We start from the raw sequence: 23,341 nt of genomic DNA, 5'->3' as shown, positions 1-23,341 counted from the left end.
CATGGCAGACATCAGGATCGAAAACCTCCGCAAGCAGTTCGGCAGCTTCGTCGCCGTCGAGGATTCAAGCTTCATCATTCATGACGGCGAGTTCCTGGCGCTGCTCGGACCGTCCGGCTGCGGCAAGACGACGACACTTCGCATGATTGCCGGACTTGAACTGCCGACCAGCGGCAAGATTTATCTTGACGGCGAAGACGTCACCTTCAATCGCGCCAGTGCCCGCGACATAGCCTTCGTGTTCCAGCTTTTTGCGCTCTATCCGCATATGAACGTGCGCAAGAACATCGGCTTTCCCCTGCTCTCGCAAGGCATGCGGAAGGCTGAGATCCGCAAGCGTGTCGAGGAAACCGCGCGGTTGCTGCAGATCGATCATATCCTTGAGCGATCCGTCTCCGGACTTGCCGGCGGTGACCGCCAGCGCGTGGCTCTCGGGCGCGCGATCGTGCGCCGCCCGAAATGCTTCCTGATGGACGAGCCGCTTGGCACGCTCGACGCGGAATTCCGCGAAGTCATGGTTCACGAACTGCGCGAACTGCATAACCGCATCCATGCGACGACGGTTTACGTGACGCATGATCAGCACGAGGCGATGGCAATGGCCGACAAGATCGCAGTCATGAACCATGGTGTCATCGAGCAATTCGGCACGCCACAGGAAATCTACAGCAAGCCAGCCACCATGTATGTCGCGGATTTCATAGGCTCGCCGCCGATGAATTTCATGCGCTTCACCTCCGGCCTTCAGACCGGCGCGCAATCGGTCTCACTTCACGGCGTCGACGTCACCGTTCCTGAAGTGCACCAGGACCTGGCCGAAGCCGAATTGGCGCTCGGCGTCAGGCCCGAACATATTCGCTTCAGCGATACCTCTCCTTTGCGCGGCGCAGTCTACGGCAGCGAATATCTCGGGACCAATCAGGTTGTGGCAATCGAGACGTCGAGCGGCGTCATCAAGGCCCGCGTTCCGGCAAACCGCAATTTCCGCATCGGCGAGACGGTTGGTCTTGAGTTCAACCCGGCCAAGCTCGCACTGTTCGACTGCACGTCAGGCCGCGCCATCGCTTCGGCACTCTACTCGGAGGCACGGCATGGCTGACGTCGTTCTCAAAGGCCTCAACAAGCGCTTCGGTGAGACACCGGCCCTCGCTGATCTCAACCTCTCCATCCGCGACGGCGAGTTCGTCGTCCTGCTTGGGCCGACCGGTGCTGGCAAGACGACGACGCTGCGCCTCATTGCCGGCCTGGAGCGCCCCGACAGCGGCCGCATCGAGATCGGCGGCCGCAACGTCGCAGGCGAAGCTCCGGCCGACAGGGACGTCGCATTCGTCTTCCAGCAATATTCGCTCTATCCGCATATGACGGTTTACGACAACCTTGCCTTTCCGCTGCGCGCGCCGGTGCGCAAGCTCGCAAGCGAAGAGATCGACCGCCGCGTGCGGGAAATTGCCCGCATGGTCAGGATCGACCACAAGCTGGAGAACCGTTCGACGCGTCTGTCGGGCGGCGAAATGCAGCGCGTTGCGATCGGCCGGGCGCTCGTGCGCCAACCCGCCATCTATCTGATGGACGAACCGCTCTCATCACTCGATGCGAAACTGCGCGCGGAACTTCGCCTGGAACTGAAGCGCATCCAGAAGGAGCTCGGTTCGACCCTGCTCTATGTAACCCACGACCAGGTCGAAGCCATGACCATGGCGGATCGGATCGGCATCGTTGCGGAAGGAAGGCTCTTGCAGGTCGGAACGCCCCGCGAAATCTACGGCAATCCCGCCAGTCTTCATGTCGCTGCGCGGCTTGGCCAGCCGCACATCAACCTCTTGCCAACTGATCTTCTTCCTGGCGCCAATCCGCCACCGGGAACGAAGACGATCGGCGCGCGAACCGAGCATCTCGATATCATCATCGATCAGAACGCCAATGCGAAGATCGACTGGATCGAACACCTGGGCGACCAGAACCATCTTCACATTAAGGTCCGCGACCACAAGCTCGTCACACTTGCCGATCCATATCTCGCGATCCGGCCGGGGGATCGGGTGAGCCTGACGCTACGCGATCCGCTCTATTTCGACGCCAGCGGCCAGCGCCTTGGATAAGCAACCGAACGAAACAACCGCACTGGCATAAAAGACGGGTCTTTCTCCATGAAACATTTCTTCAATCGCCGGGAAACAATTGTCACCGAAGCCCTCGATGGCCTGCTCCTGACAAGCAGTGCGGGCCGTCTTGCCCGTCTGGATACCTTCCCCGATATCAAGGTGATCCTGCGCGCGGACTGGGATAAATCGAAGGTCGCAATCATCTCCGGCGGCGGAGCCGGACACGAGCCCTCGCATGCCGGCTTCGTCGGCAAAGGCATGCTCACCGCGGCCGTATCCGGCGAGATCTTTGCCTCGCCCAGTGTCGATGCCGTGCTGACAGCAATCCGCGCCGTGGCCGGGCCCAAGGGTGCACTGCTCATCGTCAAGAACTATACGGGCGACCGGCTGAACTTTGGCCTCGCCGCCGAAAAGGCGCGTGCCGAAGGCTTCGCTGTCGAGATGGTGATCGTTGCCGACGATATCGCGATCCCCGGCATCAACCAGCCTCGCGGCGTTGCCGGAACCCTGTTTGTGCACAAGATCGCCGGTTATCACGCCGAAGCCGGAGCCGACCTGAAGACGGTCACCGCACAGGCGGCGGCAGCGGCGCGCGACATCGTTTCCCTCGGCATGTCGCTTTCGACCTGCAGCGTGCCCGGTCAGGCACATGAAGATCGGCTTGGCGCCGACGAAGGGGAGCTCGGACTTGGCATCCACGGCGAACCCGGTGTCGAGCGCATTTCCCTGCAACCTGTTGCCGACCTCGTTTTGACGATGACCGAACGGCTGGCCGGCAAGGTCGGTGACACAGGAGATCATGCGCTGTTGATCAACAACCTCGGCGCTGTGCCGCCGCTTGAAATGGGCGTCATCGCCAATGCGGTGCTATCGTCACCGATCGCCGGCCGCGTTCGGCTGATCATTGGGCCGGCCCCTATGATGACCGCACTCAACATGAACGGCTTTTCCCTGTCACTGATCCGGCTGGACGCTGACCGCGACGCTGCGCTGAAGGCCGCCGTCGCGCCGCATGCCTGGCCGCCCGCCACCGAACGGCACGAAATTGCCATCGTTACGGCGCCGCAAAGACCGTCCATGCGGAACGGAGCGACATCGGCCAGTGACGACAAGCACAATCGCCGTTTTCTGACGACGGTGTGCGAGCACCTGATTTCGCTCGAGAGCGAGCTGAACCGCCTGGATAGCCGCGTTGGCGATGGCGATACGGGCTCCACCGTGGCGACCGGCGCGCGCAGTATTCTTTCGCGCATCGACACGCTGCCGCTGAAGGATCCCGCCGCCTTGATGGCCTCCGTCGGTGAGATCTTGAGCACCAGCATGGGCGGCTCCAGCGGCGTGCTGCTCTCGATCTTCTTCACGGCCGCATCCAAGGCCATGGCGGAAAAGGCTGATATCGCTGCTGCCCTGCTTGCCGGGCTCGATCGGATGACGTTCTATGGCGGAGCCAGTGTCGGCGACCGTACAATGGTCGACGCACTGGCTCCGGCGCTTGCTGTTTTAACATCAGGTAATGTCGCCGGAGCAGCAAAGGTTGCGGCAGCCGGTGCCGAGTCGACAAAGGCAATGCGAAAGGCAAAGGCGGGCCGCGCCTCTTACGTCGGCGAGAGGGATCTGGAGGGCGTGCCGGATCCGGGAGCTGTCGCTGTGGCAAACGTATTCGAAGTGGTCGCAGCGCTGGCATGAGCTGGCGCGGTGCTGGGAGGCAACAGATGCAGGCAGAACCAGTTCTCCTTGCGGGATTGATTGAAGCTTGCCGTGCGACGATTGCGGCAAACAGCGATCATCTGTGCGCCCTGGATCGCGCAATCGGTGACGGCGATCACGGAACCAACATGCGGCGCGGCTGTGAAGCAGTTAGCGCCGAAGAGGCCACGGTCGCGTGCCTCCCCTTGCCCGACGCGCTGGAGAAAATCGGTCTGACACTGGTGATGAACATAGGGGGCGCTGCCGGTCCACTCTACGGAACGTTGCTGATGGAGATGGGGCGCGAGCTACGCAAATCGGATCAGGAGCAGGATTTTTCCGCTGCGTTGAAGCAGGCCATCGATGCCGTTGCCCGCCGCGGCCGTTCGCACGCAGGAGACAAGACCCTCCTCGACGTGCTGTATCCGGTCCAGGATGCACTTGCGCACCGTTCGCCATTGACGGATATCGTCCGGCAGGCAGAACTTTCCGCCGCACTTACCGCCGCCATGAAGGCCATGCGTGGCCGCGCATCCTACCTCGGAGAGCGTTCGATTGGCCACGTCGATCCGGGCGCCTCGAGCTGCGCTCTGCTGACAACCGCTATTTGCCGCTACCTTGAGGAGTACCGCCCGGCATGAGTGTGAAGACCCCAAACGTCGGGATCGTGATCGTCTCCCACTCTGCGCTGGTCGCGCGGGGCACGGCCGACATGGTCCGGCAGATGGTCGGCGACAGCGTGCCGCTCGCCTGGTCGGGCGGCAACAGTCAAGGCGAACTCGGCACGGATGCCCGCGGTATCCTGAAGGCCATCGAGGAGGCCTGGTCAGAGGCAGGTGTCGCGGTCTTCGTCGATCTTGGCGGAGCCGAAACCAACAGCGAGATGGCCATCGAAATGCTGGGGTTGCCGCGCGCCAAGCTCGTCTTGATTTGCAATGCGCCAGTGGTGGAAGGCGCCGTCATCGCCGCTGCGGAGGCCTCCGGCGGAGCATCGCTGGCCAAGGTCGTAGCGACGGCAGAGGAGCTGTCCCCCTGATGAGCGGCGGATTGCGCATAGGAAACCGGGAGGCCGAACAGGTGCACGCCAGTTGCCAGACGGAGGTCGAAGTGAAGCACGGCGTGGGATTACACGCCCGGCCTTCCGTGACATTCACGCGACTGGCAAAGTCGTTCCCCTGCTCGATCGAAGTTGCGGTCAATGGCAGCGACGTCTGGCTGAATGGCAAGAGCATCATCAAGATCATGGGCGCCAGGATCCGCAAGGGATCGATACTGAAAATCCGCGCCGACGGAATCCTCGCAGAAGAGGCAATCCAGGCATTGAAGGACCTCATCGAGCGCAACTTCGATGAGGAAAAGAAGCATGGCCGCACCGCTTAGGTTGAAAGCAACAGGCGCGTCTCCGGGCGTCGCATCCGGGCCGGCCTATATCGCGGAGCCGCTCGCCGCTGCCGCGTCACTGCCATCAAGCGTTTCTGACCATGCCGAGCTCGCCGACGCGATCAACACAGCCATCCGCGAACTACAGGACCTTGCGACCGGGACAGACCCCGAGAGCCGCGATATCATCGAGTTTCAGATCGAAGTGCTGCAAGATCCGACGTTAGCGGAGATGGCCGACGCGCGCATCGATCAGGGCGAAAACGTGGCGTTCGCCTGGGTCGGGACACTCGACGGATACATCCGCGAACTGGAGTGCTCAGCCGAAGACCAATTGCGGGCGCGTGCCGTCGACATTCTCGACATCAAGAATCGCGTCCTGTCGGTCCTCACTGGAACGCCGGTCGACGACTTTCCGGCCGGATCCATCTATGTCGGAAAAGACATGGAGCCCAGTCGCTTCCTCGCACATGACTGGTCGGCAGGTGGCGGTATCGCTCTTTATGCCGGCAGCGCGGTCGGCCATGTCGCCCTGCTTGCCAGATCCCGGTCTGTCCCGATGGTTATTGGCGCCGGCCGTTTCGCGACAGAGGGAGGACAACACATAGGGGTTGATGGCGATTCAGGCCTCGTCATCCTTCAGACAGCCAAGGAGATGGTAACGCCGGCCCAATTCGACCATCCCGTGACAAGCACCGTGTCGACAGTCGACAACGGAAATCTGCGCACGGCCGACGGTTTGCAGGTACTGTTGTCCATCAACGTCAACGCGCCCGATGACGTCGATGCGATCCCGGCTGCGACAACCGCCGGCATCGGGTTGATGCGCTCGGAATTCGCGGTGATGTCGCTCGGCGATGCTGCAAACGAAGAAAAGCAATTCGCGATCTACCGTCGCCTCCTGGATTGGGCCGACGGCCGGTCGGTAACCATTCGCATGCTGGATATAGGCGGCGACAAGCCGCTCTCCGGCCTCACCGAGATGTCCTCACTGCGCGGCATCCGCCTTCTCCTTGCCCGGCCGGAGATTGCGCGTGTTCAAGCCCGTGCACTCTTGCGCGCAGCCGTCTTCGGCAATCTTCGCATCATGCTGCCGATGGTGACGGTCCCATCCGAAGTCGAAGACATCAGGCAGATCTATCGCGAAGAATCCAGCGAACTTGCCCGCCGCGGCGTGCTCAATCGCATTCCCCCGATCGGAATGATGGTCGAGGTCCCGGCCGCAGCGCTCATGCTGGATGCGTTCGAAAGCGCGGACTTCTTCTCGTTCGGTACGAACGACCTCGCGCAATACCTCGTTGCTTCGCCACGCGAGGACGCCGACTTCGCCCTGTACCAAGCCCAGGCAGTGCCGGCCTTGCTGCGCCTGCTGACCCAGGCTGTCAAGCTTGCCGGCGGCAAGCCACTTAGCATCTGCGGCGATATGGCCGCAGACCCCTCCCGGACCGCGGATCTGCTTGCCGCGGGCATCAGGCATTTTTCCGTGGCGCCAGCTCGACTTCCCGCGATAAGATCGGCAATCGTCGGTCTGAACGCCGATGGGACAAAGGCAGCCGGAGAATAAGATGGCGCGCGAAGACACCGAAGACGCCATTATCGCCTATAAGTCCATTCTGGCGCAGATCATCGACAACCGACCTTCGGGAACACGTCAGCGACTGGCCACGGAACTCGGCAAGCATCGCAGCTTTGTCACGCAGATAACAAGCCCGACCTATGCGACGCCTCTTCCTGCCCGGCATCTCGCGACGATCTTCCGGGTGTGCCATTTCAGCGCCGCCGAACAGGAGCGCTTTCTGGACGCCTACCAGGCCGCACATCCGGGCAAACTGCCGGAGCTTGGCGCCTTAGAAAAACTGAGGCACCTTTCACTGATGGTGCCTGATTTCGGCGACGAGCGGCGCAACCGGCTGCTGGAGGAAGCAATCGCCGATCTGGTGCAGAAGATTGCCGCAATTTCCGGGCCGCCGGATTGAGCAAACCCTTGTGGCACATACGACAAGTCTGACACGATCATCGCCTTGGGAGGGGCTTGATGAAGAAGTTCATGAACACAGCCGAGACCATGGTCGCCGAAAGCGTCGAAGGCTTTGTGCGCGCCCATGAGGAGTTCGTTGTGTTCGGCGCCGACCGCAAATGCATACGCCGCCGCCACCTGGTTCCCGGCAAGGTCGCGATCATCTCCGGCGGCGGCGCCGGTCATGAGCCGATGCATATCGGCTTCGTCGGTCGCGGCATGCTTGATGCCGCTTGCGTCGGGCATATCTTCACATCTCCGACGCCGGACCAGATCGTCAGCGCGATAGAGGAAGCAGACACTGGCGCCGGATGCCTGCTGCTCGTCAAGAACTATGATGGCGACGTCATGAACTTCGAAATGGCGGCGGAGATGGCGGCGGGCCGGCATAAAATTGAAATGGTACTTGCCAGCGACGACATCGAAACGACGAGGGCCGGCGACGGTCGCGGTCGACGCGGCGTTGCCGGCACGCTTATCATGGAAAGGCTTCTGGGAGGCGCGGCCGAGCAGGGCCAGTCCCTCGCCGAACTGAAGGTCATTGGCGACAGCCTCTCCTCACGCATCCGGTCGATGGGCGTCGCACTGACCGGTGTCGCAGTGCCGCACACGCAGCGCACGACGTTCACGCTTGGGCCGAACGAGATAGAAATGGGCGTCGGCATTCACGGGGAGCCTGGCCATTCAAGAGAGCACTTCTCTGACGCCGACACCATCATCGGCCATCTGAGCGAGGCGATCTTTTACGACATCAGCCGAAGCACGGACAAGGCATTGCTCCTCGTCAACGGGCTTGGCGGCACGCCACCCGCCGAACTCTACCTTGCCTACAACTCCGCGCTGCGCATCATGGAGGAGCACGGCGTGCGGATCGAGCGCTCGCTGGTTGGCACCTATGCCACCTCGCTCGACATGCAGGGCCTTTCCATCACGCTTGCTTTCCTTACGGACGAGGAGTTTTCTCTATGGGATTCGCCCCTTGCAACCGCTGCGTTGCGCTGGGGCTGCTAGGTATCGGCACAGCCAAGCGCCTCCGTGCAATCTCAGACCGCCCATCAGTTCCACCTTCCAGGTGTCACGACCAGAAAGCGATGAACGTGCCTGGCTTTTGAGACCATAGAGAGATCAAGCTGCGAGGATGGATGTTCGCGCGGCAGTGGCTTGAGCTCGAGGCTGCCTGCGGCAGCATGCGTTTCGTTTCAAGCCATGGACCGATCGCCAAACTGTCTTATCTCCACGCGGCCACATGACCGCTTCCAATAGTGCCAACGTCGTAACGCCGCCACGGCAAACTGGCGCGAAATAGGCTTGTCTATCGCGGCATAAGCAGGTTCTCCCGGGACCTTTCCGCAGCCTTGTCCAGGTTAAGGCGACACTTCCGTGCCGCCCTCACGGAAAATGGAATGAGAAACGCGGCGCATGCCAGCTATCAAGTCGTTCCTTTCCGTTTGAACCGTAGGCATCCCACGAGGTTAAGTGCCGTCATTTCCAACATTTTCGAGAGATTATCGAGCAAATGCCACCGAGCGGATCTTGATAATTCACGCGGCACCTTTTTCGTCACTTCCGGTTCTTTGCCCGTGTACCCGCGAAGATCGCGTCTCGACCCAAAGCAGAAGTTCCGCTGATCCCCGCAAACTCTCACTAACGACCCTAGGGCCGTGCGCAGGAGGCAAGCGAAGTTCGGTGGCAGCCGTATGTTACTGTAACGTACTTGCCATTTCTCGATGCCGTGGGAAGATCGCGCTGCACGTTCTGCGGGCAAGCTGAGTGTTAGCTTCGGCCGGCAATACTGTGCGAAAGGTATAGGTTTGCGCCCGTGTTGTTGTGGCGTGAAACGCGCATGCGCAGTCCGTTCCAAGTAGAAAAATTATTGTGGAGGGATGAAATGGCATCGACAGCAAGCAGGCTTTCCTTTCTGGCTCTTCTCCTCGTGACAACTGGTCTCAATGGCGCAAGCATAGCCTCCGCCCGGACTGCTGCTGAAGTTCCCCCGGCGATCACCACGCCGGACAAAGTCGAGACGCGCATTGGCACGCTCGACTTCAAGGATGGCATGCCGAGCAAGGAGACCATCGCCAAGGTCTATGACAATCTGGACTTCACGCACGCTTTCGAGGCGTTTGTAAACACCTTGCAAGGGGTCAGCATACACGCACTCCACAAGGGCTTTCTGAGCGCCGGTGTCAAGGATAACGAAGTCCTTGTCTTTTCCGAGCTGATGGACGCCAAGTCGCTCTTCCTGACGGCCAATGCCGACACCGTCTATTACATGGGCATGCTCGACCTGACCAAGGGTCCCATGGTCCTCGAAGTGCCACCCAAGGCGCTTGGTGCCATCGATGACTACTGGTTCCGTTGGGTCATCGACATCGGGCTGCCTGGGGCTGATCGCGGCGAGGGCGGGAAATACCTCATTCTGCCGCCCGGCTACGATGGTCCCCTGCCCGATGGGTTCACTATCGCCCGCGCCCGGACCAGCCTCGTCATATGGTTCGCTCGCTCGTTCCTGGAGAACAACGATCCCAAGCCCGTGGCCGAAACGGTCAGAAAATTCACCAAGGTCTATCCATACGAGGCCGGCGGCGTCGGCACCCCCATTGCCGACTTTTTGAGCGGCAAGGCTGAGCTTGGAAAAGTCACGCCGCCGCCGCCGACCGTGTTCCACGAAGGTACCGGCAAGGTGATGAACACCGTCCCGCCGAATGACTTCAGCTATTACGAGATGCTCAACGAGGTCGTGCAGCAGCAGCCTGCAGGGTCGCTCGATCCCGAGTTGATGGGACCGATCGCCGCCATCGGCATCATCAAGGGCAAACCCTTCACGCCGGATGCGCGGATGAAGAAGATTCTCACCGAAGCGCTGGCGCTCGCCAATGCCACTTCGCGCACCCTGTTTATGGCTCCTCGCGATTCAACTTTGTACTACTACCCCGGCTCGGGTTGGCAGAACATGCTGTTCGAGGTCGGTTACGAGTTCGAGACGCCGGTTCCGCTGATTACAACCGAAGGCGTAAAGCCTTACCCGCCGACCGGTTATCGCACGCTCGATGCGCGAACGGACTTCTTCTATGGCGTCACCGGGATCACGCCCGCAATGGCCATGCGTCTACCCGGCATTGGTTCGACGTACCTGTGGACGATGGTCGACGCAGATAAGGAGCCCTTCGACGGCGGCAAGACTTACAAGGTTACCTTGCCGAAGGACATCCCCCAGGCGAACTTCTGGTCGTTCACGCTCTATGACAACATGACGCGCTCGATGCTCGACACGCCGCAGCGCTACCCACGCGCGGGCAGCCAAAGCTTTCCGTCGCCCGCCGCAGAAGCGGACACCGACGGCACGACGACAATCTTCTTCGGCCCGACGCAGCCAGCGAATGTCAAACGAGGCAATTGGATTCAAACGATACCCGGAAAGGGGTTTATCCCGTGCCTGCGGCTCTACAGCCCGCTTGAACCGTTTTTTGCCAAGACCTGGCGGCCGAGCGAGGTCGAAGCCGTTAAGTAATCAGCGAGCAAACGCGATAGCATCGCGTCAGGGACGCGACCACCTCTTGGCCGTTTTCGTCCATCCTCGATTTCGAACGGCTGTTTGCGGGACCAAAACTTAGTCGAATAAACGTGTTTCGCGACCCAGGCGGCCTCGTAATCGTTTCCCAATCCATTGCGGTCCTTGCCGATCGTCGGTCCCTGGGCAGCTTCGGGCCCAGGCCGCGTCTCCTTGGCCCCCAAATTGTCATTGCGCTCACGCGAGAAGCGGCGGCGGTCCTCTTCCTCGGGCGCCGGCACCCGGACCATCGCACATACCCGCTACTCGCCCCGCTGATGGGCGAGCAGCGCCCGCACCAGCGCTTCGCCATCGGGTGCTTCGGATCGGTGAGCTGCAACGGGCATGCTTCCTCCAAGGTAGGGTGTTTGTGGTTAAGCGACCTCACTTTGCCACAGCGCTGATCGCTATCCACGCTCCTCATAGGATCTGCATAGTTCCGCATTTTCGAGTAGCAGCATTAACGCGGAGGTCGGCCGTCTGGCTCCCCCTTGTCCTCTTCCACGCGTTCTCGTCTCGCCTGCAGTCGGTCGAACTTTCCGAAGTCGGTCATGATGCTGACCAGAACACTTCCGGTCCAGCCGAAAGTGAACAGCCCCGACATGCCGATGATCGGCCCTAGGAGCCGCCATCGATCCGGCAGGCTGACGTTGCCCTCTCCGAGCGTCGTGTAGCTCTCCAACACGTAGTAGTAGCTGTCGCGCATCGAGGGGATGATCTCCCTGACATAGAGTGGTACCGCCCAGATCAGTGTTTCTGCGAAATGCAAGATCGCCAGCGCAGCGATCGTCACTGCCAGCATCACGTTCAGCCGCCAATGCGGCGTGGCGCTGGTGACGTGTGCCCAAGACTTGCTGAACTGAAGGCCGATGCTTCGGATACCCACGCCATGCACGAAGATGACCACGATCAGAAACACGGTGCCGACGAGGATTTCCAGAACGGGGTTCGGGTTCGTTAGATGGTCCAATCGCGAGGTCCTCAGTCTTGTCACCTGCGGTGGGAGGCGTTTTGAGAGCCTCCCACGGGGCCGACACCAGCACGGGCATGTTGCTGCACCCTGGCGCTAGTAGCAGGGAGGATAGGGGTAATATCCGCATGCCGGAGGCGGGTAGTAGCGACGATCCTCAGCGACCGCGGCACCGATTGCCGCTCCTGCGACAACGCCGGCTCCGTAATATGCGCCAGGATGTGCGTACCAACCGCCACGCCAGATCGGAGCACGGAAACCAGCGCCTCCGACGGCAACGCCCCCGTAAGGACCGCGGGCCGCAAACCAGTCGATGAACAGCGATGCAGGACCGTCGGCACGGGCGAGATCGCCTTCTAGGACGGCGACCTCAAAGGTCAGGTTTCCGCCTTCGAGCTTCGGCGTCTTCAGGACGACGACGGCATCGGCGACGGTATCGCCCTTGCCGCTCAGGACCGAAATCGTCGCATTGGGCGGATCCTTGGCGAAACTGTCCGGGCCTTCATCCCATTGCTTGATGAACTCGGAAGTTAAGACATGACCTGCAGAGCGTACCGGGCGGTCGGCAAACACGATAGACACCGCCGAGATGCCGCTCATCGTCAGCTTGCCGTTCTCAAGCTTTGCGCCTGCGGAATTGAGGACGGCCAGCGACGGCACCATTTTTGACTTGGTCGCGCCGATGGCCTTCTGCGCAGGTGCCGAGATGGCGTCCTGCGCGAGAACCGGCGTCGACGATAGAAGGCCTGCTGCGATTGCGATCATGAACATATCGGAGATTTTGAGCATCTGCTTCCTCCCGTTTTTCCACTGAGTGGCGTTATTTCAACAGTCCCAGATTGATCAGTTGAACACGTCGGTTGTCTGCCGCCTCCGGGTGGCCCGGATCGATCGGCCATTCCTCGCCGGCACCGACCGAGAACAAGCGATCTGGCGAAACTGCGAAGGTGGTCGACAGCGCTTCGTTGATTGCGTCGGCGCGCTTCTGGCTGAGTTCGAGATTGTGCTTGGCACTTCCTGTCGCACTGGAATGCCCGACAATGAGGAACTTGTAGCGGAACAGATCCGGATGATGCAGGGCATCCGCGATCAGCCCGACGGTGCGGTAGGATTTCGGCTCGATTGCCGTCGAGTTGTTTTCAAAATCGATCTCGACGATCAACTGCGAGAGCTCCGACAGCTTGTTCCAGTTGGGCAGCGCTGCAACGCCTTTGCCGACGTTGGCGTTTGCTTCTTCCACCAGCAGAGCAACATCGACGGCAGGTGCTGCAGACTTCACCTGTCCAAGCGTGCTCATGATCTGACTGTTGTCGAGCTGCTGGGCCGAAGCAATGCTCGGAGCCAGAAGCAGGCCGAGTGCCATTGAAATGCGAAGGCCGTGAGCGATCATGTTGTTTTCCCTCTTTCCGGTCATGGTTCACCGCCATCCGGCGTCGGTAATTGCTTGGTTGCATTCCCTGTTGTCGACGCGCTTCGTCTCGACGAGGCAGGACAGAATGTTTCCGTCGCCCTTCACGCCGTTGCAGTACTGGGAGATGTCATGCTGGCAGACCTTGAACACCGACGCCTGCGCCTCCTGGCGCTGGGCGATCGACGACATGACGCTCGCGAGCGTCGAGGTACACGTTGGGGAAACCTTGGATGCGTTCTTCTCGAGACAGGCCTGGATGCGGCCGTTGCCGAGGTTCTCGCCATTGCAGAACTTCTTGATGTCGGCGCCGCACGCCTTGGCGAGCGTCGTCACCGCATCGGCGTAGCTGATCGTATCTGCCTTGCTCACGGCCGTCATGGAGAGGAAGGCAGCGAGCGCCACCCCTGCGAAGATACCAACTCTGTCTCTCATCATTGTTCCTATCCTGGAGCGATTGATCTGAAGTGGTCATTTCCGTCGTATGCGGGGTCGGCTTTATCGCCGTGGCCGTTTGAGCGGGGAGACGGCGGCTTGATTGACGGCCTGTTCGATCTCGATCCGGAGGCCCTCGATGAGCTCCTCGTACTCGCCGATGCGCTCGTCACGCTCCGGAGCGGACGATCGCTCCCACTGCAGTTTCTCGTCATGCGCAGTCAGAAAGTCATCGCACATGTCGCAAAACCCTTCGTCGCGGGCGGCGAGTTCCTCGATAACTTTGGCGTGCTCCTTGAATGAGCTCTTCACGAATTCAACACCGTTCCCCATCCGGTTTGTCCGTTCGCGTATGTCGCCTCACAACAGGCGATCTCATGCTGATGCAAATCTCTCCTATTGGGCGGTCACTGAAGGTAATAAACGCTCGCACAGTGCTTGGAGTGGACTCAAAACGCAGCCACGCGCTCGACGAACCAGAATGCCGACATTGCTCCGATCGCGTAGGTCGCCGTGGCAAAGGCATGGCGGCCAAGCCACGCCGGATATCTCGCCAGCCTTGCCAGCGCGATCAGTCCGATCACCGCGGCGATGAACATCAACTGCCCAATCTCGACGCCCACATTGAAAAACAGCAGCGCGAACGGAATGTCTCCGGCCGGAAGGGCCAACTCGGACAGCGCTCCTGCAAAGCCCAGCCCATGCAGTAATCCAAAGGCGAAGGCCACCATCCAGGGTCGTTGCGCCGTCAGGCTTGTCTGGCCCTTCTGGATACGAATGATCTCGCAGGCGAGCAGCAGGATGCTGAAGGCGATCGCCGCTTCGACGGGCGGTCCGGGCACGTGAACGAACCCGAGGGTTGCAAGCGTCAGCGTGATGGAATGCGCCGCGGTGAACGCCGTCACCGTCAACAGCAGCGCCCGCCAGCTTCGCGCGATGAACATCAGCGCAAGGACAAAGAGCAAGTGGTCGTAACCGAAGAGTATGTGTTCGATGCCATGCGTGACGAATGTCTTCGCCACGTCGAGGCGTCCAGGTCGCGAGGCGACGTCGACCCACGGCTGCGAAGGATGGATCATCGTTGTCGTAACCGCTCCATCCAGCATGTGGACCCGTACGAGCACATCTGTGATCGTTGCCTGCAGACCGACGAATTCCACACGCTTGCCCGCAAGACCGCCGGCATCCGTCTCGATCACGCGCGTCTCGACAAGAGAATCTGGAAGATCACGCTGCGCGGGCGCCGTCGCGTCGCGAACGCTGTCCGGGAACCGCAGGGCGACTGGGAGGCGCATGCCTGACAGCATGGGCGTCCGCCAGACGACCTTGTAACGGTTTGCGCCCATCTCATCGATCTGTAGGTATGCGGGCCGGATCTCGTGGGCGAGCGCGTTCGAGACGAGCACCAACAGGGCAACGACGACACCAAAGAGCAGGCGGCAGGGGGAGGTCAGTAACTTCATCCGGGCGCTCATTGTGCGGACAACTCGATCTGGGCGCTGGCTCCGGCTGGAACTTCCAAGCCCTGCAGGTCCTCGGCGGTAACGGTCGGCAGGTTCACGAAATAGCGCGAGCGCATCTCCTTCAGGGCGTTGTTCTTCACCTCTTCGTAGCGTTCGTCGAGCCATGCCGATTTGACAGCAGGTGCAACTTCCTCGAAGGCGGGAACGCGGCCCGGCTCGATGGAATCGACCCAGATGAGATGCCAGCCATAGCCGGATTGCACTGGCCCTTGCCACGAACCCGGCGTCAGTGTGAAGAGGGCTTTGGCAAAGCCCGGTCCGAACTCCCTGGCCATCTGCTCGGGCGTGGCGTCCCCATAGTAGTTCCGGAACATGAACGGATCCGCGACCGACGCGACTTCCGGCGAGTTGGCAGGTTTGCCCGAGACGGCCGGGATAGCGGCTGCGGCAGCCTCGCGGGCGGCTTGGCTATGCTTGTCGGACGAGAAGTACAGATGACGGAAGCTCAGGTGCGGCGAGAGCGCGAAGCGGTCCGAGTGCTTTGAATACCATTCCTTGAGTTGAGCGTTGTCTGGTTCGTCCAGCGTCGCCAGGTCGGCGGCCAGGAAGTCCATTTTCTGCGCCAGCCTTCGCTTGATGATCTCGTCGTCGCGGTCGAGCCCGAGGGAGACCGCTTCGCGAAACAGGATCTCTTCGGTGACCTTCTGATCCATGAGACTGCGCATCTCGTCCGGCGTCGGTGTCGGCCGCCCCTGGGCCAGCCATGTCACCGCCAGTTGACGGACGTCGTCCTTGGTCAGATTGATTGTCTGCTGGTCGACGACCTCCTCCGGCGCGGGCGCGAGCAGGCGGTAGGCACCGAACAGAACCACGCCAACGACGACGAAGTGCAGGAGCGGTTCGCTGAGGAAGCGGTACCCCTTGTTTTTCGGGACATCGAAAACCGCAGAGGCTTCTGGCGCTATCGGCATCAGTTTCATGAGACCTGTTCCTGTTAATCGGCAAATGCACGCAAGGCCGCCTGGGCGGTGGTCAGCGGACTGCGCTGGAGATAGCTGAGGATTGCGAACTGCTCGGCCGGATCCTTGACAGCCTTCGACCTGATGATGGCGACGTAGTCCGCTGTCGCATCCCACGCCTCCCAATCGGCCAGTTCCATGGCGACGAAGCCGGCCATCGGACTGCGCGCCTTGATGAAGTAGCGATAGGCCTCGATCACCCGCTGGCGCGGAACGGCCCCGTCCGCTCCGCCGTGGACACTGAGGGCAAGCAGGGCCGCCTGGATTTCCTGGAGTGTCCGCCGGCGATCGGCGAAGAACGTCGTCTCCAGCCAGTCGACACGGCTCGTCCCGCGCAATTCCAGATCGGCAGCGAGCATGGCAGAAAGGTTGGTCGCGTCCCGTGTCTTCAGGGCCGTAGCTACGTCCTGTTCGAGCGCGGTGGCGGTATCGGGGCCGCCCGCAATGCCCAGCAGCACGGTGTATGCGGCACGTCGTGACGCGAGTTTCGGATCATTGGTCCAGGTTGCGAGCTTGGCAGCGTCAAGCTGAGGCTTGAGGAGCCGTGTGACGCCGTACGGCGCCCGCGACAGTTCGCCAAAGGCAATTTCCGCGACGAGTGGTTCGCCGCTTTCGAGTTGCGGCGCGACGACGTCAATGCGCTCGTGCCATTCGGCGTCGGTCAGATATGACGAAGTGAGCGTCAGTTGTGGCCAAATCCGCTTCGGCGTCTCTGCGCTGTGTTTAGTCTGCGCGAGCTGCCGCAGCCATCCGGCATATTGGACAGGCATTGCGCCAAGGCTGGTCCACTTCTCGGAAACCTTGTCGTGGAGGAGCAGCAAGGGCTTCTCGTCGGGCTTCGTCGCCTCCCCGTCGCCGACAGTCAGACCGTCGACCGACATAACCGCGTCTGCGATCGGGGTCGACAGTCCGGGCTGCACAACGACGTCGCCGACCGTTCCATCTCCCTTTACGACGTCGACGATGCGAAACTGTCCTTGGCCATCCAATGGAACGGCGAGCACGGCCTCATCTGCGGCGTCGAGCTTCTGTCCCGGTGTGACGACCAGCCCCGAGAAGCAAATGGCACAGGCGTGGGCGTTCCCGGCGAATGTCAAGATCAGCATGCCGATGGCCAGAAGCAGCCGGACGGACGCATGTCTGGATAGTAACGTCGTTGCCATTGGGCAGTCTCCATTACATGGGTCCGACCACCGAACCGTGGCCGACTTCGGTCGGCGCGCGGTTCATGATGCTCGTGGCTCAGAAAGGCGCTTTCTGCTGGGTCAAGGGATCCAGCGTCTGCGGTGTCGGGACGACTTCGTAGTTCGCGTAGCCGAACTCGTTGCTGCGGGCAGCGTAATATTTGTCGCCGAGCTTGTAGACGGTCGCTTCGTATGGGGCGTTGTTGAGGGTGGTGACGATGGCCCCATCCTTGATGGCGTAGGCGGTGCCCGACCCGGTCAGGCCTCCATGCAATACGTCGCCGATTTCGCTGGGCTTGGGGATCGAGCCGTTGATGTTGCCGACGAGGCGCTGGCCCGAGGTGGTCCATGTGATGCTGAAGACCTCGCCGGTGACATTGTTGCGAACCCAGCTCGACTTGCCGACGATGAGGTCGGTGAGTGCTGCGGTATCAAGCGCCGTAGCGCCCTGCTGCTTCAGGTCGGCAACGGTGGTACCCTTTTCGGCGGCCGCCCGCAGCTCTTGGGTCGGCGTATACCAGATCGGCGAACTCCATGCCCGCTCCTGGATCGTCGCCGCGACATTCTCCGGAGGCGCGACTCCAAGTTCCTTCGCCTGGATCGTGGTCCAGCGTGGCGTCGGTATCTCCAGGGTGCGGAGATAATAAAATGCGTCAAGGCTCGGGTCGAATTCCGGATCCGTCCAGGATCCCTTCAGTTCCACCGAACCGATGGTGTTGGTATAGCTGGCGTCTGAGATGTTCACGGTGCTGCCGATCGGCGGAACGATGCCGGTGAATTCATCCGGTGCCCGATTGCCAGCCCAGGCGACATCGTAAACCTTCTCGAAACTCTGGCCATGCTTCGACCAGCCCTTGACGATCTGGATGCGGTCGAGATTGCCCGAGGTCGGGTCCTTCACGGCCCAGACGGCAAAGGACGGCGCTTTGGCTTCACCGAGCGGAGGCAGATCGCCGCCCATCGGCACCCCGCCTGCATAGGCGCTCTTCACCCAGTCCGGCTTGGCGACATCAGGCGTGTTGGCCCCACCGAAGAACCGTACCTTGATGTGCGGACCGCTCGTGGCGAATGTTTCCTTGCGCTGCATGGCATCAAACAGCGAGGCGCGGGTGTTTTCCTCGGCCCAGACTCCGGTCAGGCCAGCAGGGTTTTCAAGTCTGACGTCCATACCGGCGAAGACGTAGCCGGACATGCGCTGCTTGATATCGCCGTCATTGCGTGCATGGCCGCCGTAGAAATTGTCCTGGCGATAGGGCACGCCCGTATTGTGGGAATCCGATCCGCCGACGAAGCCGGTCTTGTAGGGGTTGAAGCCGCGCGCCTCCATCATGGACAGGCCGTCCTTGAGGGCCTGCCTGATATAGCTGCCGGAAGCGGTCGGGAAGCGGCCGGCGGGATCGCCGAGCAGGTAGGTCAGGATTTCGAAATTGGCAAACTCGTCATTGGGCGAAAGAACCGGATGGGTCTCCGACGCGCCCTTGATCTGCTTGATTTCGCTCAGACGCTCGTTGCGATCACGCGACGTCGCCCAGGCGGCATCGATGGGACGGCCCTTCTCATCGACGTCGGTCGGAAACATGTGGCCGTCGGAGAGATTTGCGTTATGCGAGATCGCCAGAAGATCGTTGCCCGCTTTTCGCTGGTCGTCCATCCAATTCCAAAGATCCGACGGATCGCTTGAATCAATCGAGCTGTAAGGTGCGTGCGGAACCTTGGCACAATCCCGGAAGAACACATTGCGATGCATATTCCGGTTGTTCGGCGTCGAAGTCCACTCATAGGAGCAGAAGGCCGTGAACTTGCCTGGCTCGTTTGCCTGATCGGCCATGTCGATGTTCTGCTTCCAGATGGAACCAGCCACTTCAGGCGAAATGAGTTCCTCGATCGGCTTCTTGTCGACAATCGTACCTCCGAGCCAGAGGTAGATGCGCGTGATATCGGCCGGGTCCTTCACGATTAGTTTTTGCGCGATCGGAAGCTTGCTGATCGCGGAACCGGGCGAGTTGGCAAGCGCGACGGTCCCTACATATTCGGAGTGATCCGTGACGCCCATCCAGTCGAGTGGCGTCTCGATCTTGATGTCGTATCCGAGCGGATGCTTGATGGTCTCGCCCTTGGCATACCTGTACGCATCGGCTGGCGTGCTCTTGGTGTTGCCGAAAATGTAGGCGTCGAACGACCATCCGGTGTGGACGTGGGTTTCGCCGAAATAGGCCTGCCTTTCCTGTGCGCACACCGCAGTGACGGAGAGCGTCAGGATCGTTGACGAGAGCAACAGAATAACTTGGTTCGATCTGCGCATCATTAGCAATCCTTTATCAAACGAGACGGGGTGACCCTCGCGGGGTCACGTAGATCTCAGCGGACTTGTTCGATTTCGGTTGGACGCCATTCCTTCGTGAAGAAAGGTTCGAGCGGGCTGTAGAGCCGCAAGAGCGTGAACCATCCCTTGCCAGGAACCGTCTGTATCCAGTTGCCACGTTTGACGTCCTTCGGCTGATCGGGGCCGAAATAGATCGTCGTGGAGCCATCCGCGGCTGCTTGCGCCGCGGGAGACGGATAGGTCTGGCTGCCCGCACGGGGATATCGTTGGGGCGTGTCGAGCATGGAGCGGGTCTGGTTGTCGTAGACCGTGAACGACCAGAAGGCCGCCGCCGGTATGCCCTTGGGCAGCGTTACCTTGTAGGTCTTGCCGCCGTCGAGGGCCTTCTTCTCACCGTCCAGGAAGCCCATGAGGTACTGCGAACCGACGCGCGGCAGTCGCATGATCATACCGGGGGAGTCCAGGGTGTAGCCGTAGTAGAAGGCCGTCTTGGAGTCGAGCGTGCGCGCGCCAGTCGGCGGAAGCGGATCGAACAAACCGTCCTTGGTGAGCATCGGCGGCGGCGTCTCGAAGTTCGCCCCACCCTCCCACAGCATGTTGGCCCAGGACGAGTCCTCATAGTAGGTCCATCCGAGGGAATCCTTCGGCCGCCAGTTGAGCACGCGCCCGGAGGCGTTTCCGACCGCCGCAGCGTCCACGAGGATCTTCTTCATCCGCTCGTTCGGCTTGAACTCCTTGCCCTTGGCGATCCCGATCGCCGCCAGTTGTCCGGCCAGCTCGGGATTGTAGGAGTCGGCTGGCTCCGCCTGGATGTTGTCATTGATCATCTCGAAAAACGAGACGTCGTTTGGCGGGATCGTATTGAAGGCCTTGCCGCTGGCATCGATGAAATTTGTTTCGGGAACCGGTGGATTGGCTTCGAGCCTGACCTTGCCTTCGAGGGCCGTCGCTATGCTCGTTCCGAAGCCGCCGGGCGTATAGGGGTAGATCTTCAAGGTCTTCTTGATCAGGTCGACGGTCGGCTTCGGATCATTTTCCGTCAAGAAGGCGCGGGCAGCGTACAGCGCACGCAATGTCCTGGAGTGCGCCACATGGAAACCGCTGTCCGGAAGCGGACCATCGTAGCCCGGCGGGATCAGCAGATATCTTCCGCCTTCGCCGCGATCCGGGCCGGGAAAGCCGATATCGATGATCCACTGGAACCACATGTCGTTGATGGTGCCGAGCCCCTTCGGCGGCTGTTCGATGACAACCGGCCCCTTGGAAAGATCGATGACGGCGAGGTAGTAGACCGTGTCCGCATTGGCCGTGAGGAACAGCGACTTGGAATCCATCAGTTCGGGAAAGATGACGACGTCGTTGTCCTTCGCGCCGATGCTTTGGAACCCGCGTTCGAGCGCGATCGCGGATGCGCCGCCATAGCTATTGAGGAAGGCGTCGAGGCCGCGCGTGAAGTCGAGCGTGTCATAGATCTTCTGGGCGGTCTCCGCAGTAGGAGCGCCGTCCTTGAAGTCTAGCGTGCCGATCCGCGTCTCGACCTTGTCGGGGGTCGTTATCGCTTTCGGGACTTCGAACGCGTTCTGGGCGAATGCCAAGGTGCCCAAAGCCGACATGGCCAAGGCAACTGCTAGTAGCGAGACCGTTCTTTTTTGCGCCGTCATGATGTTCCCTCGATCGGTAGACCTATCATTCAGCGGAGCTCTGCCCTGAGGGCATGGGACACCGAGCAATTCTCAACTCGGGATCCTGACCGGGCATCGTAAAAGCGCAAGTATGTAACAGTAACATACGGGGTAGTCTTGGGGTGGCTCCGCGCTTACTGCATGATCTTGTCGACGTCTTCTTTGGGACTCACGATATTAACCCACGGTGCAACAATAGCTTGCGTCGTGTGCAGTATGTGCGTGGACGACGATCGATTTCTGCAGTAGGTTGCATTCGAAATGCTTCATATAATTTCTGGTACAGGCGTCCCTCAAGAGCGGGTGAGGAGAAAGTCGTGCAGAATGAATTGCCAGATGGGCGCGTCGCTGCGCCATCATCGCCGCGCCCTCCTCCCACCCTGGACGATATTCGCGACCAGCTAGCGCGCGTCGTCAACAGTCCGGAATTCCCCGGTGTTGGCCGCAGCGCCGCATTCCTTACCTATGTGACGGACGAGGTGCTTTCCGGGCGTGGAGATCGGATCAAGGGCTATTCGATCGCCGTGGAAGTGTTCAAGCGCTCGGAAGGCTTCAAGCAGGACGATCCCGTCGTTCGCATCGAGGCTGGACGCCTGCGGCGGGCGCTGGAGCGTTACTACCTGGTGGCCGGACAGAATGATCCGATTCGAATAGACATGCCCAAGGGCGGATACGTTCCGTCCTTCGTGTGGAACGATGCTTCACCGAACCCCGACGATCCAGGCTTGTCCCGACCGCGCGCGCAATGGCGCAAGCTGATGCCGATAGGCGTGGGAGCCGCGCTGATGCTCTGCGTCGTGGTGACCGCGCTCGTGCTGTCTGCTTATCTGCTGCCAGGTTTGCCGAAGTCTCTAAAGGCCCAGTCGGAAGGTCCGACGCTCGTCGTCGCGCCGTTCGCCAACCTCGGGGATGGCCCGAAGGCGGCGCTCTACACCTCCGGCTTGACGGAGGAGCTTCTGACAGCGCTTCCTCGCTTCAAGGAAATCAGGGTCTTTGGCCGCGAAACGTCCACCTCCCTGCCATCGGAAGTCGAGGCGTCCCAAGTCCGGGACGAGCTCGGTGCCCGCTTCCTTCTTGTGGGCGGCGTTCGCGTTTCGGACGACCGCGTTCGTGTGACCGCGCGCCTGCTTGACACCGCGACGAGCGAAATCCTCTGGTCGCAGACTTACGACGACGACATCAAGAGTGGCGATCTGTTCAGTATCCAGTCGGACGTAGCCAACAAGGTGGCGACAGCAGTGGCCCAGCCCTACGGCATCATGGCTCAGTCGGACGCAACCAATCCGCCCCCTGAGGATCTCGGTGTCTATGGCTGCACGCTAAGCTTCTATGGATACCGTGCGGAATTGAGCGCCGTCCGGCATCGTCGAGTGCGGGACTGCCTTGAGAGCGCCGTCGCCCGGTACCCGACCTTTGCCACCGCATGGGCGATGCTCTCCATCATCTATCTTGACGAGGACCGGTTCCAGTTCAATCCGAGTACCAACGCGACGCCGGCGATCGATCGTAGCTTGCAGGCCGCCCGTCGTGCCGTACAACTGGATGCGGGCAATACCCGTGCCCATCAGGCGTTGATGACCGCGTTGTTCTTCAAGCAGGAGGTTGCCGAAGCACTGCATGTGGGCGAACAGGCGTTGGCGACCAACCCGAACGACACGGAACTGCTCGGAGAATTTGGCACCCGCGTCGCGATGAGTGGCGAATGGGAGCGTGGCGCGGCGCTGCTCGACCGCGCACTTGCCCTTAACCCCGGCGGCGGCGGCTACTACCACGGCACGCGCGCGCTCGCCGCCTACATGCTGAACGACGACAAGACCTCGGTCATCGAAATCAAGCAGGCGGATCTCCAGAAGTTTCCTTTCTTCCATGCGGTCGCCGCGGTGATCTATGTCAATGCCGGGATGATGGACGAAGCGCGCCGCGAGGCTACACGCTTCAACGAGATGAGACCGGATTTCGTACCCAATGTCGTGGCCGAACTGAAGGCCAGAAACTTCCAGCCAGGCGACCGCGCGAGACTGATTGCCGATCTAAGGAAGGCGGGCCTGCCGGCATCGGACGAAGTACGGGAATCGATGCTGCTGCCGGTTCACAGTTCGTCCGTGCTTGTGCCACGTTGACT

The 23,341-nt window shown here is 60.9% G+C and carries 21 protein-coding genes and 1 pseudogene; 11 read left to right on the top strand and 11 right to left on the bottom strand.

Annotated features, from left to right (window positions below; all coding sequences use genetic code 11):
- Position 1 precedes the first annotated feature (1 nt).
- The 10 genes from FHT71_RS07765 (at position 2) to FHT71_RS07720 (ending at position 10,696) form a co-directional block, all read left to right on the top strand.
- Positions 2-1,099: an ABC transporter ATP-binding protein gene (locus FHT71_RS07765; RefSeq protein ID WP_132589013.1), complete on the top strand. Its 1,098-nt coding sequence runs from the start codon at positions 2-4 to the stop codon at positions 1,097-1,099.
- On the top strand, positions 1,092-2,099 hold the full coding sequence (locus FHT71_RS07760; RefSeq protein WP_132589012.1) for an ABC transporter ATP-binding protein: 1,008 nt from the start codon (positions 1,092-1,094) through the stop codon (positions 2,097-2,099). Before FHT71_RS07765 ends, FHT71_RS07760 begins: the two co-directional genes overlap by 8 nt.
- A gap of 48 nt (positions 2,100-2,147) precedes the next feature.
- Positions 2,148-3,788 carry a dihydroxyacetone kinase subunit DhaK gene (locus FHT71_RS07755; RefSeq protein ID WP_132589011.1) on the top strand — a complete coding sequence of 547 codons (1,641 nt, stop codon included), beginning with the start codon at positions 2,148-2,150 and terminating at the stop codon, positions 3,786-3,788.
- A 26-nt stretch (positions 3,789-3,814) separates the two neighbouring features.
- The gene (gene dhaL, locus FHT71_RS07750; RefSeq protein WP_132589010.1) at positions 3,815-4,429 is read left to right on the top strand and encodes a dihydroxyacetone kinase subunit DhaL; all 615 of its coding nucleotides are present in this window, start codon (positions 3,815-3,817) and stop codon (positions 4,427-4,429) included.
- Positions 4,426-4,824 (top strand): dihydroxyacetone kinase phosphoryl donor subunit DhaM, encoded by a 399-nt coding sequence (gene dhaM, locus FHT71_RS07745; protein ID WP_132589009.1) that lies wholly within the window; start codon positions 4,426-4,428, stop codon positions 4,822-4,824. Before dhaL ends, dhaM begins: the two co-directional genes overlap by 4 nt.
- Positions 4,824-5,168 (top strand): HPr family phosphocarrier protein, encoded by a 345-nt coding sequence (locus FHT71_RS07740; RefSeq protein ID WP_132589008.1) that lies wholly within the window; start codon positions 4,824-4,826, stop codon positions 5,166-5,168. The genes dhaM and FHT71_RS07740 overlap by 1 nt, the downstream gene beginning before the upstream one ends.
- The gene (locus FHT71_RS07735; RefSeq protein ID WP_132589007.1) at positions 5,152-6,732 is read left to right on the top strand and encodes a putative PEP-binding protein; all 1,581 of its coding nucleotides are present in this window, start codon (positions 5,152-5,154) and stop codon (positions 6,730-6,732) included. Before FHT71_RS07740 ends, FHT71_RS07735 begins: the two co-directional genes overlap by 17 nt.
- 1 nt (position 6,733) lies before the next feature.
- Entirely contained in the window at positions 6,734-7,144 is a 411-nt protein-coding gene (locus FHT71_RS07730; protein WP_007797384.1) for a hypothetical protein, read from the top strand.
- Between the two features lie 59 nt (positions 7,145-7,203).
- Entirely contained in the window at positions 7,204-8,196 is a 993-nt protein-coding gene (locus tag FHT71_RS07725) for a dihydroxyacetone kinase subunit DhaK (RefSeq protein ID WP_132589006.1), read from the top strand.
- 877 nt (positions 8,197-9,073) lie between these two features.
- A complete protein-coding gene (locus FHT71_RS07720; protein WP_132589005.1) occupies positions 9,074-10,696 on the top strand; it encodes a DUF1254 domain-containing protein in 1,623 nt (540 codons plus the stop codon).
- 233 nt (positions 10,697-10,929) lie between these two features.
- Here the strand turns inward: FHT71_RS07720 and FHT71_RS07715 are convergent.
- The 11 genes and pseudogenes from FHT71_RS07715 to FHT71_RS07665 all read right to left on the bottom strand — a co-directional run.
- Positions 10,930-11,061: pseudogene (locus tag FHT71_RS07715) on the bottom strand (IS110 family transposase); the annotation flags it as partial.
- A 134-nt stretch (positions 11,062-11,195) separates the two neighbouring features.
- Positions 11,196-11,705: an ion channel gene (locus FHT71_RS07710; protein ID WP_132589004.1), complete on the bottom strand. Its 510-nt coding sequence runs from the start codon at positions 11,703-11,705 to the stop codon at positions 11,196-11,198.
- Positions 11,706-11,801: 96 nt separating this feature from the next.
- Positions 11,802-12,494, bottom strand: coding sequence for a hypothetical protein (locus FHT71_RS07705; protein WP_132589003.1), 693 nt, complete (start codon positions 12,492-12,494; stop codon positions 11,802-11,804).
- A 31-nt stretch (positions 12,495-12,525) separates the two neighbouring features.
- The gene (locus tag FHT71_RS07700) at positions 12,526-13,095 is read right to left on the bottom strand and encodes an OmpA family protein (RefSeq protein WP_132589077.1); all 570 of its coding nucleotides are present in this window, start codon (positions 13,093-13,095) and stop codon (positions 12,526-12,528) included.
- Positions 13,096-13,122: 27 nt separating this feature from the next.
- Complete coding sequence (locus FHT71_RS07695; RefSeq protein ID WP_132589002.1) at positions 13,123-13,551, bottom strand: cysteine rich repeat-containing protein; 429 nt, start codon at positions 13,549-13,551, stop codon at positions 13,123-13,125.
- A 60-nt stretch (positions 13,552-13,611) separates the two neighbouring features.
- Positions 13,612-13,881 carry a hypothetical protein gene (locus FHT71_RS07690; RefSeq protein ID WP_132589001.1) on the bottom strand — a complete coding sequence of 90 codons (270 nt, stop codon included), beginning with the start codon at positions 13,879-13,881 and terminating at the stop codon, positions 13,612-13,614.
- A 116-nt stretch (positions 13,882-13,997) separates the two neighbouring features.
- Positions 13,998-15,023, bottom strand: a complete 1,026-nt coding sequence (locus FHT71_RS07685; RefSeq protein ID WP_132589000.1) for a HupE/UreJ family protein — start codon at positions 15,021-15,023, stop codon at positions 13,998-14,000.
- The gene (locus tag FHT71_RS07680; RefSeq protein ID WP_132588999.1) at positions 15,020-15,991 is read right to left on the bottom strand and encodes a peptidylprolyl isomerase; all 972 of its coding nucleotides are present in this window, start codon (positions 15,989-15,991) and stop codon (positions 15,020-15,022) included. Before FHT71_RS07680 ends, FHT71_RS07685 begins: the two co-directional genes overlap by 4 nt.
- A gap of 14 nt (positions 15,992-16,005) precedes the next feature.
- On the bottom strand, positions 16,006-17,193 hold the full coding sequence (locus FHT71_RS07675) for a hypothetical protein (RefSeq protein ID WP_132588998.1): 1,188 nt from the start codon (positions 17,191-17,193) through the stop codon (positions 16,006-16,008).
- 79 nt (positions 17,194-17,272) lie between these two features.
- Positions 17,273-19,516 carry a DUF3604 domain-containing protein gene (locus tag FHT71_RS07670; RefSeq protein ID WP_245505426.1) on the bottom strand — a complete coding sequence of 748 codons (2,244 nt, stop codon included), beginning with the start codon at positions 19,514-19,516 and terminating at the stop codon, positions 17,273-17,275.
- A gap of 56 nt (positions 19,517-19,572) precedes the next feature.
- Positions 19,573-21,198, bottom strand: a complete 1,626-nt coding sequence (locus FHT71_RS07665) for a DUF1254 domain-containing protein (protein ID WP_165933056.1) — start codon at positions 21,196-21,198, stop codon at positions 19,573-19,575.
- A gap of 338 nt (positions 21,199-21,536) precedes the next feature.
- Here FHT71_RS07665 and FHT71_RS07660 point away from each other — a divergent pair, with 338 nt between their 5' ends.
- On the top strand, positions 21,537-23,339 hold the full coding sequence (locus FHT71_RS07660) for an adenylate cyclase (protein ID WP_183719368.1): 1,803 nt from the start codon (positions 21,537-21,539) through the stop codon (positions 23,337-23,339).
- Positions 23,340-23,341: the final 2 nt, after the last annotated feature.

Origin of the sequence: Rhizobium sp. BK060 (assembly GCF_014193145.1) — a bacterium.
Lineage (GTDB): Bacteria > Pseudomonadota > Alphaproteobacteria > Rhizobiales > Rhizobiaceae > Rhizobium.
This window is presented reverse-complemented; position numbering and strand designations above follow the sequence as displayed.

Excerpts from the sequence above, each read along its gene's own strand:
- FHT71_RS07740 (WP_132589008.1), top strand. The coding sequence starts at position 4,824 with ATGAGCGGCGGATTGCGCATAGGAAACCGGGAGGCCGAACAGGTGCAC.
- FHT71_RS07735 (WP_132589007.1), top strand. The coding sequence starts at position 5,152 with ATGGCCGCACCGCTTAGGTTGAAAGCAACAGGCGCGTCTCCGGGCGTC.
- FHT71_RS07700 (WP_132589077.1), bottom strand. The coding sequence starts at position 13,095 with ATGATCGCTCACGGCCTTCGCATTTCAATGGCACTCGGCCTGCTTCTG.
- FHT71_RS07665 (WP_165933056.1), bottom strand. The coding sequence starts at position 21,198 with ATGACGGCGCAAAAAAGAACGGTCTCGCTACTAGCAGTTGCCTTGGCC.
- FHT71_RS07765 (WP_132589013.1), top strand. The coding sequence starts at position 2 with ATGGCAGACATCAGGATCGAAAACCTCCGCAAGCAGTTCGGCAGCTTC.
- dhaL (WP_132589010.1), top strand. The coding sequence starts at position 3,815 with ATGCAGGCAGAACCAGTTCTCCTTGCGGGATTGATTGAAGCTTGCCGT.
- FHT71_RS07755 (WP_132589011.1), top strand. The coding sequence starts at position 2,148 with ATGAAACATTTCTTCAATCGCCGGGAAACAATTGTCACCGAAGCCCTC.
- FHT71_RS07725 (WP_132589006.1), top strand. The coding sequence starts at position 7,204 with ATGAAGAAGTTCATGAACACAGCCGAGACCATGGTCGCCGAAAGCGTC.
- FHT71_RS07690 (WP_132589001.1), bottom strand. The coding sequence starts at position 13,881 with ATGGGGAACGGTGTTGAATTCGTGAAGAGCTCATTCAAGGAGCACGCC.
- FHT71_RS07730 (WP_007797384.1), top strand. The coding sequence starts at position 6,734 with ATGGCGCGCGAAGACACCGAAGACGCCATTATCGCCTATAAGTCCATT.
- FHT71_RS07720 (WP_132589005.1), top strand. The coding sequence starts at position 9,074 with ATGGCATCGACAGCAAGCAGGCTTTCCTTTCTGGCTCTTCTCCTCGTG.
- FHT71_RS07705 (WP_132589003.1), bottom strand. The coding sequence starts at position 12,494 with ATGCTCAAAATCTCCGATATGTTCATGATCGCAATCGCAGCAGGCCTT.
- FHT71_RS07670 (WP_245505426.1), bottom strand. The coding sequence starts at position 19,516 with ATGCGCAGATCGAACCAAGTTATTCTGTTGCTCTCGTCAACGATCCTG.
- dhaM (WP_132589009.1), top strand. The coding sequence starts at position 4,426 with ATGAGTGTGAAGACCCCAAACGTCGGGATCGTGATCGTCTCCCACTCT.
- FHT71_RS07680 (WP_132588999.1), bottom strand. The coding sequence starts at position 15,991 with ATGAAACTGATGCCGATAGCGCCAGAAGCCTCTGCGGTTTTCGATGTC.
- FHT71_RS07760 (WP_132589012.1), top strand. The coding sequence starts at position 1,092 with ATGGCTGACGTCGTTCTCAAAGGCCTCAACAAGCGCTTCGGTGAGACA.
- FHT71_RS07685 (WP_132589000.1), bottom strand. The coding sequence starts at position 15,023 with ATGAGCGCCCGGATGAAGTTACTGACCTCCCCCTGCCGCCTGCTCTTT.
- FHT71_RS07675 (WP_132588998.1), bottom strand. The coding sequence starts at position 17,193 with ATGGCAACGACGTTACTATCCAGACATGCGTCCGTCCGGCTGCTTCTG.
- FHT71_RS07695 (WP_132589002.1), bottom strand. The coding sequence starts at position 13,551 with ATGATGAGAGACAGAGTTGGTATCTTCGCAGGGGTGGCGCTCGCTGCC.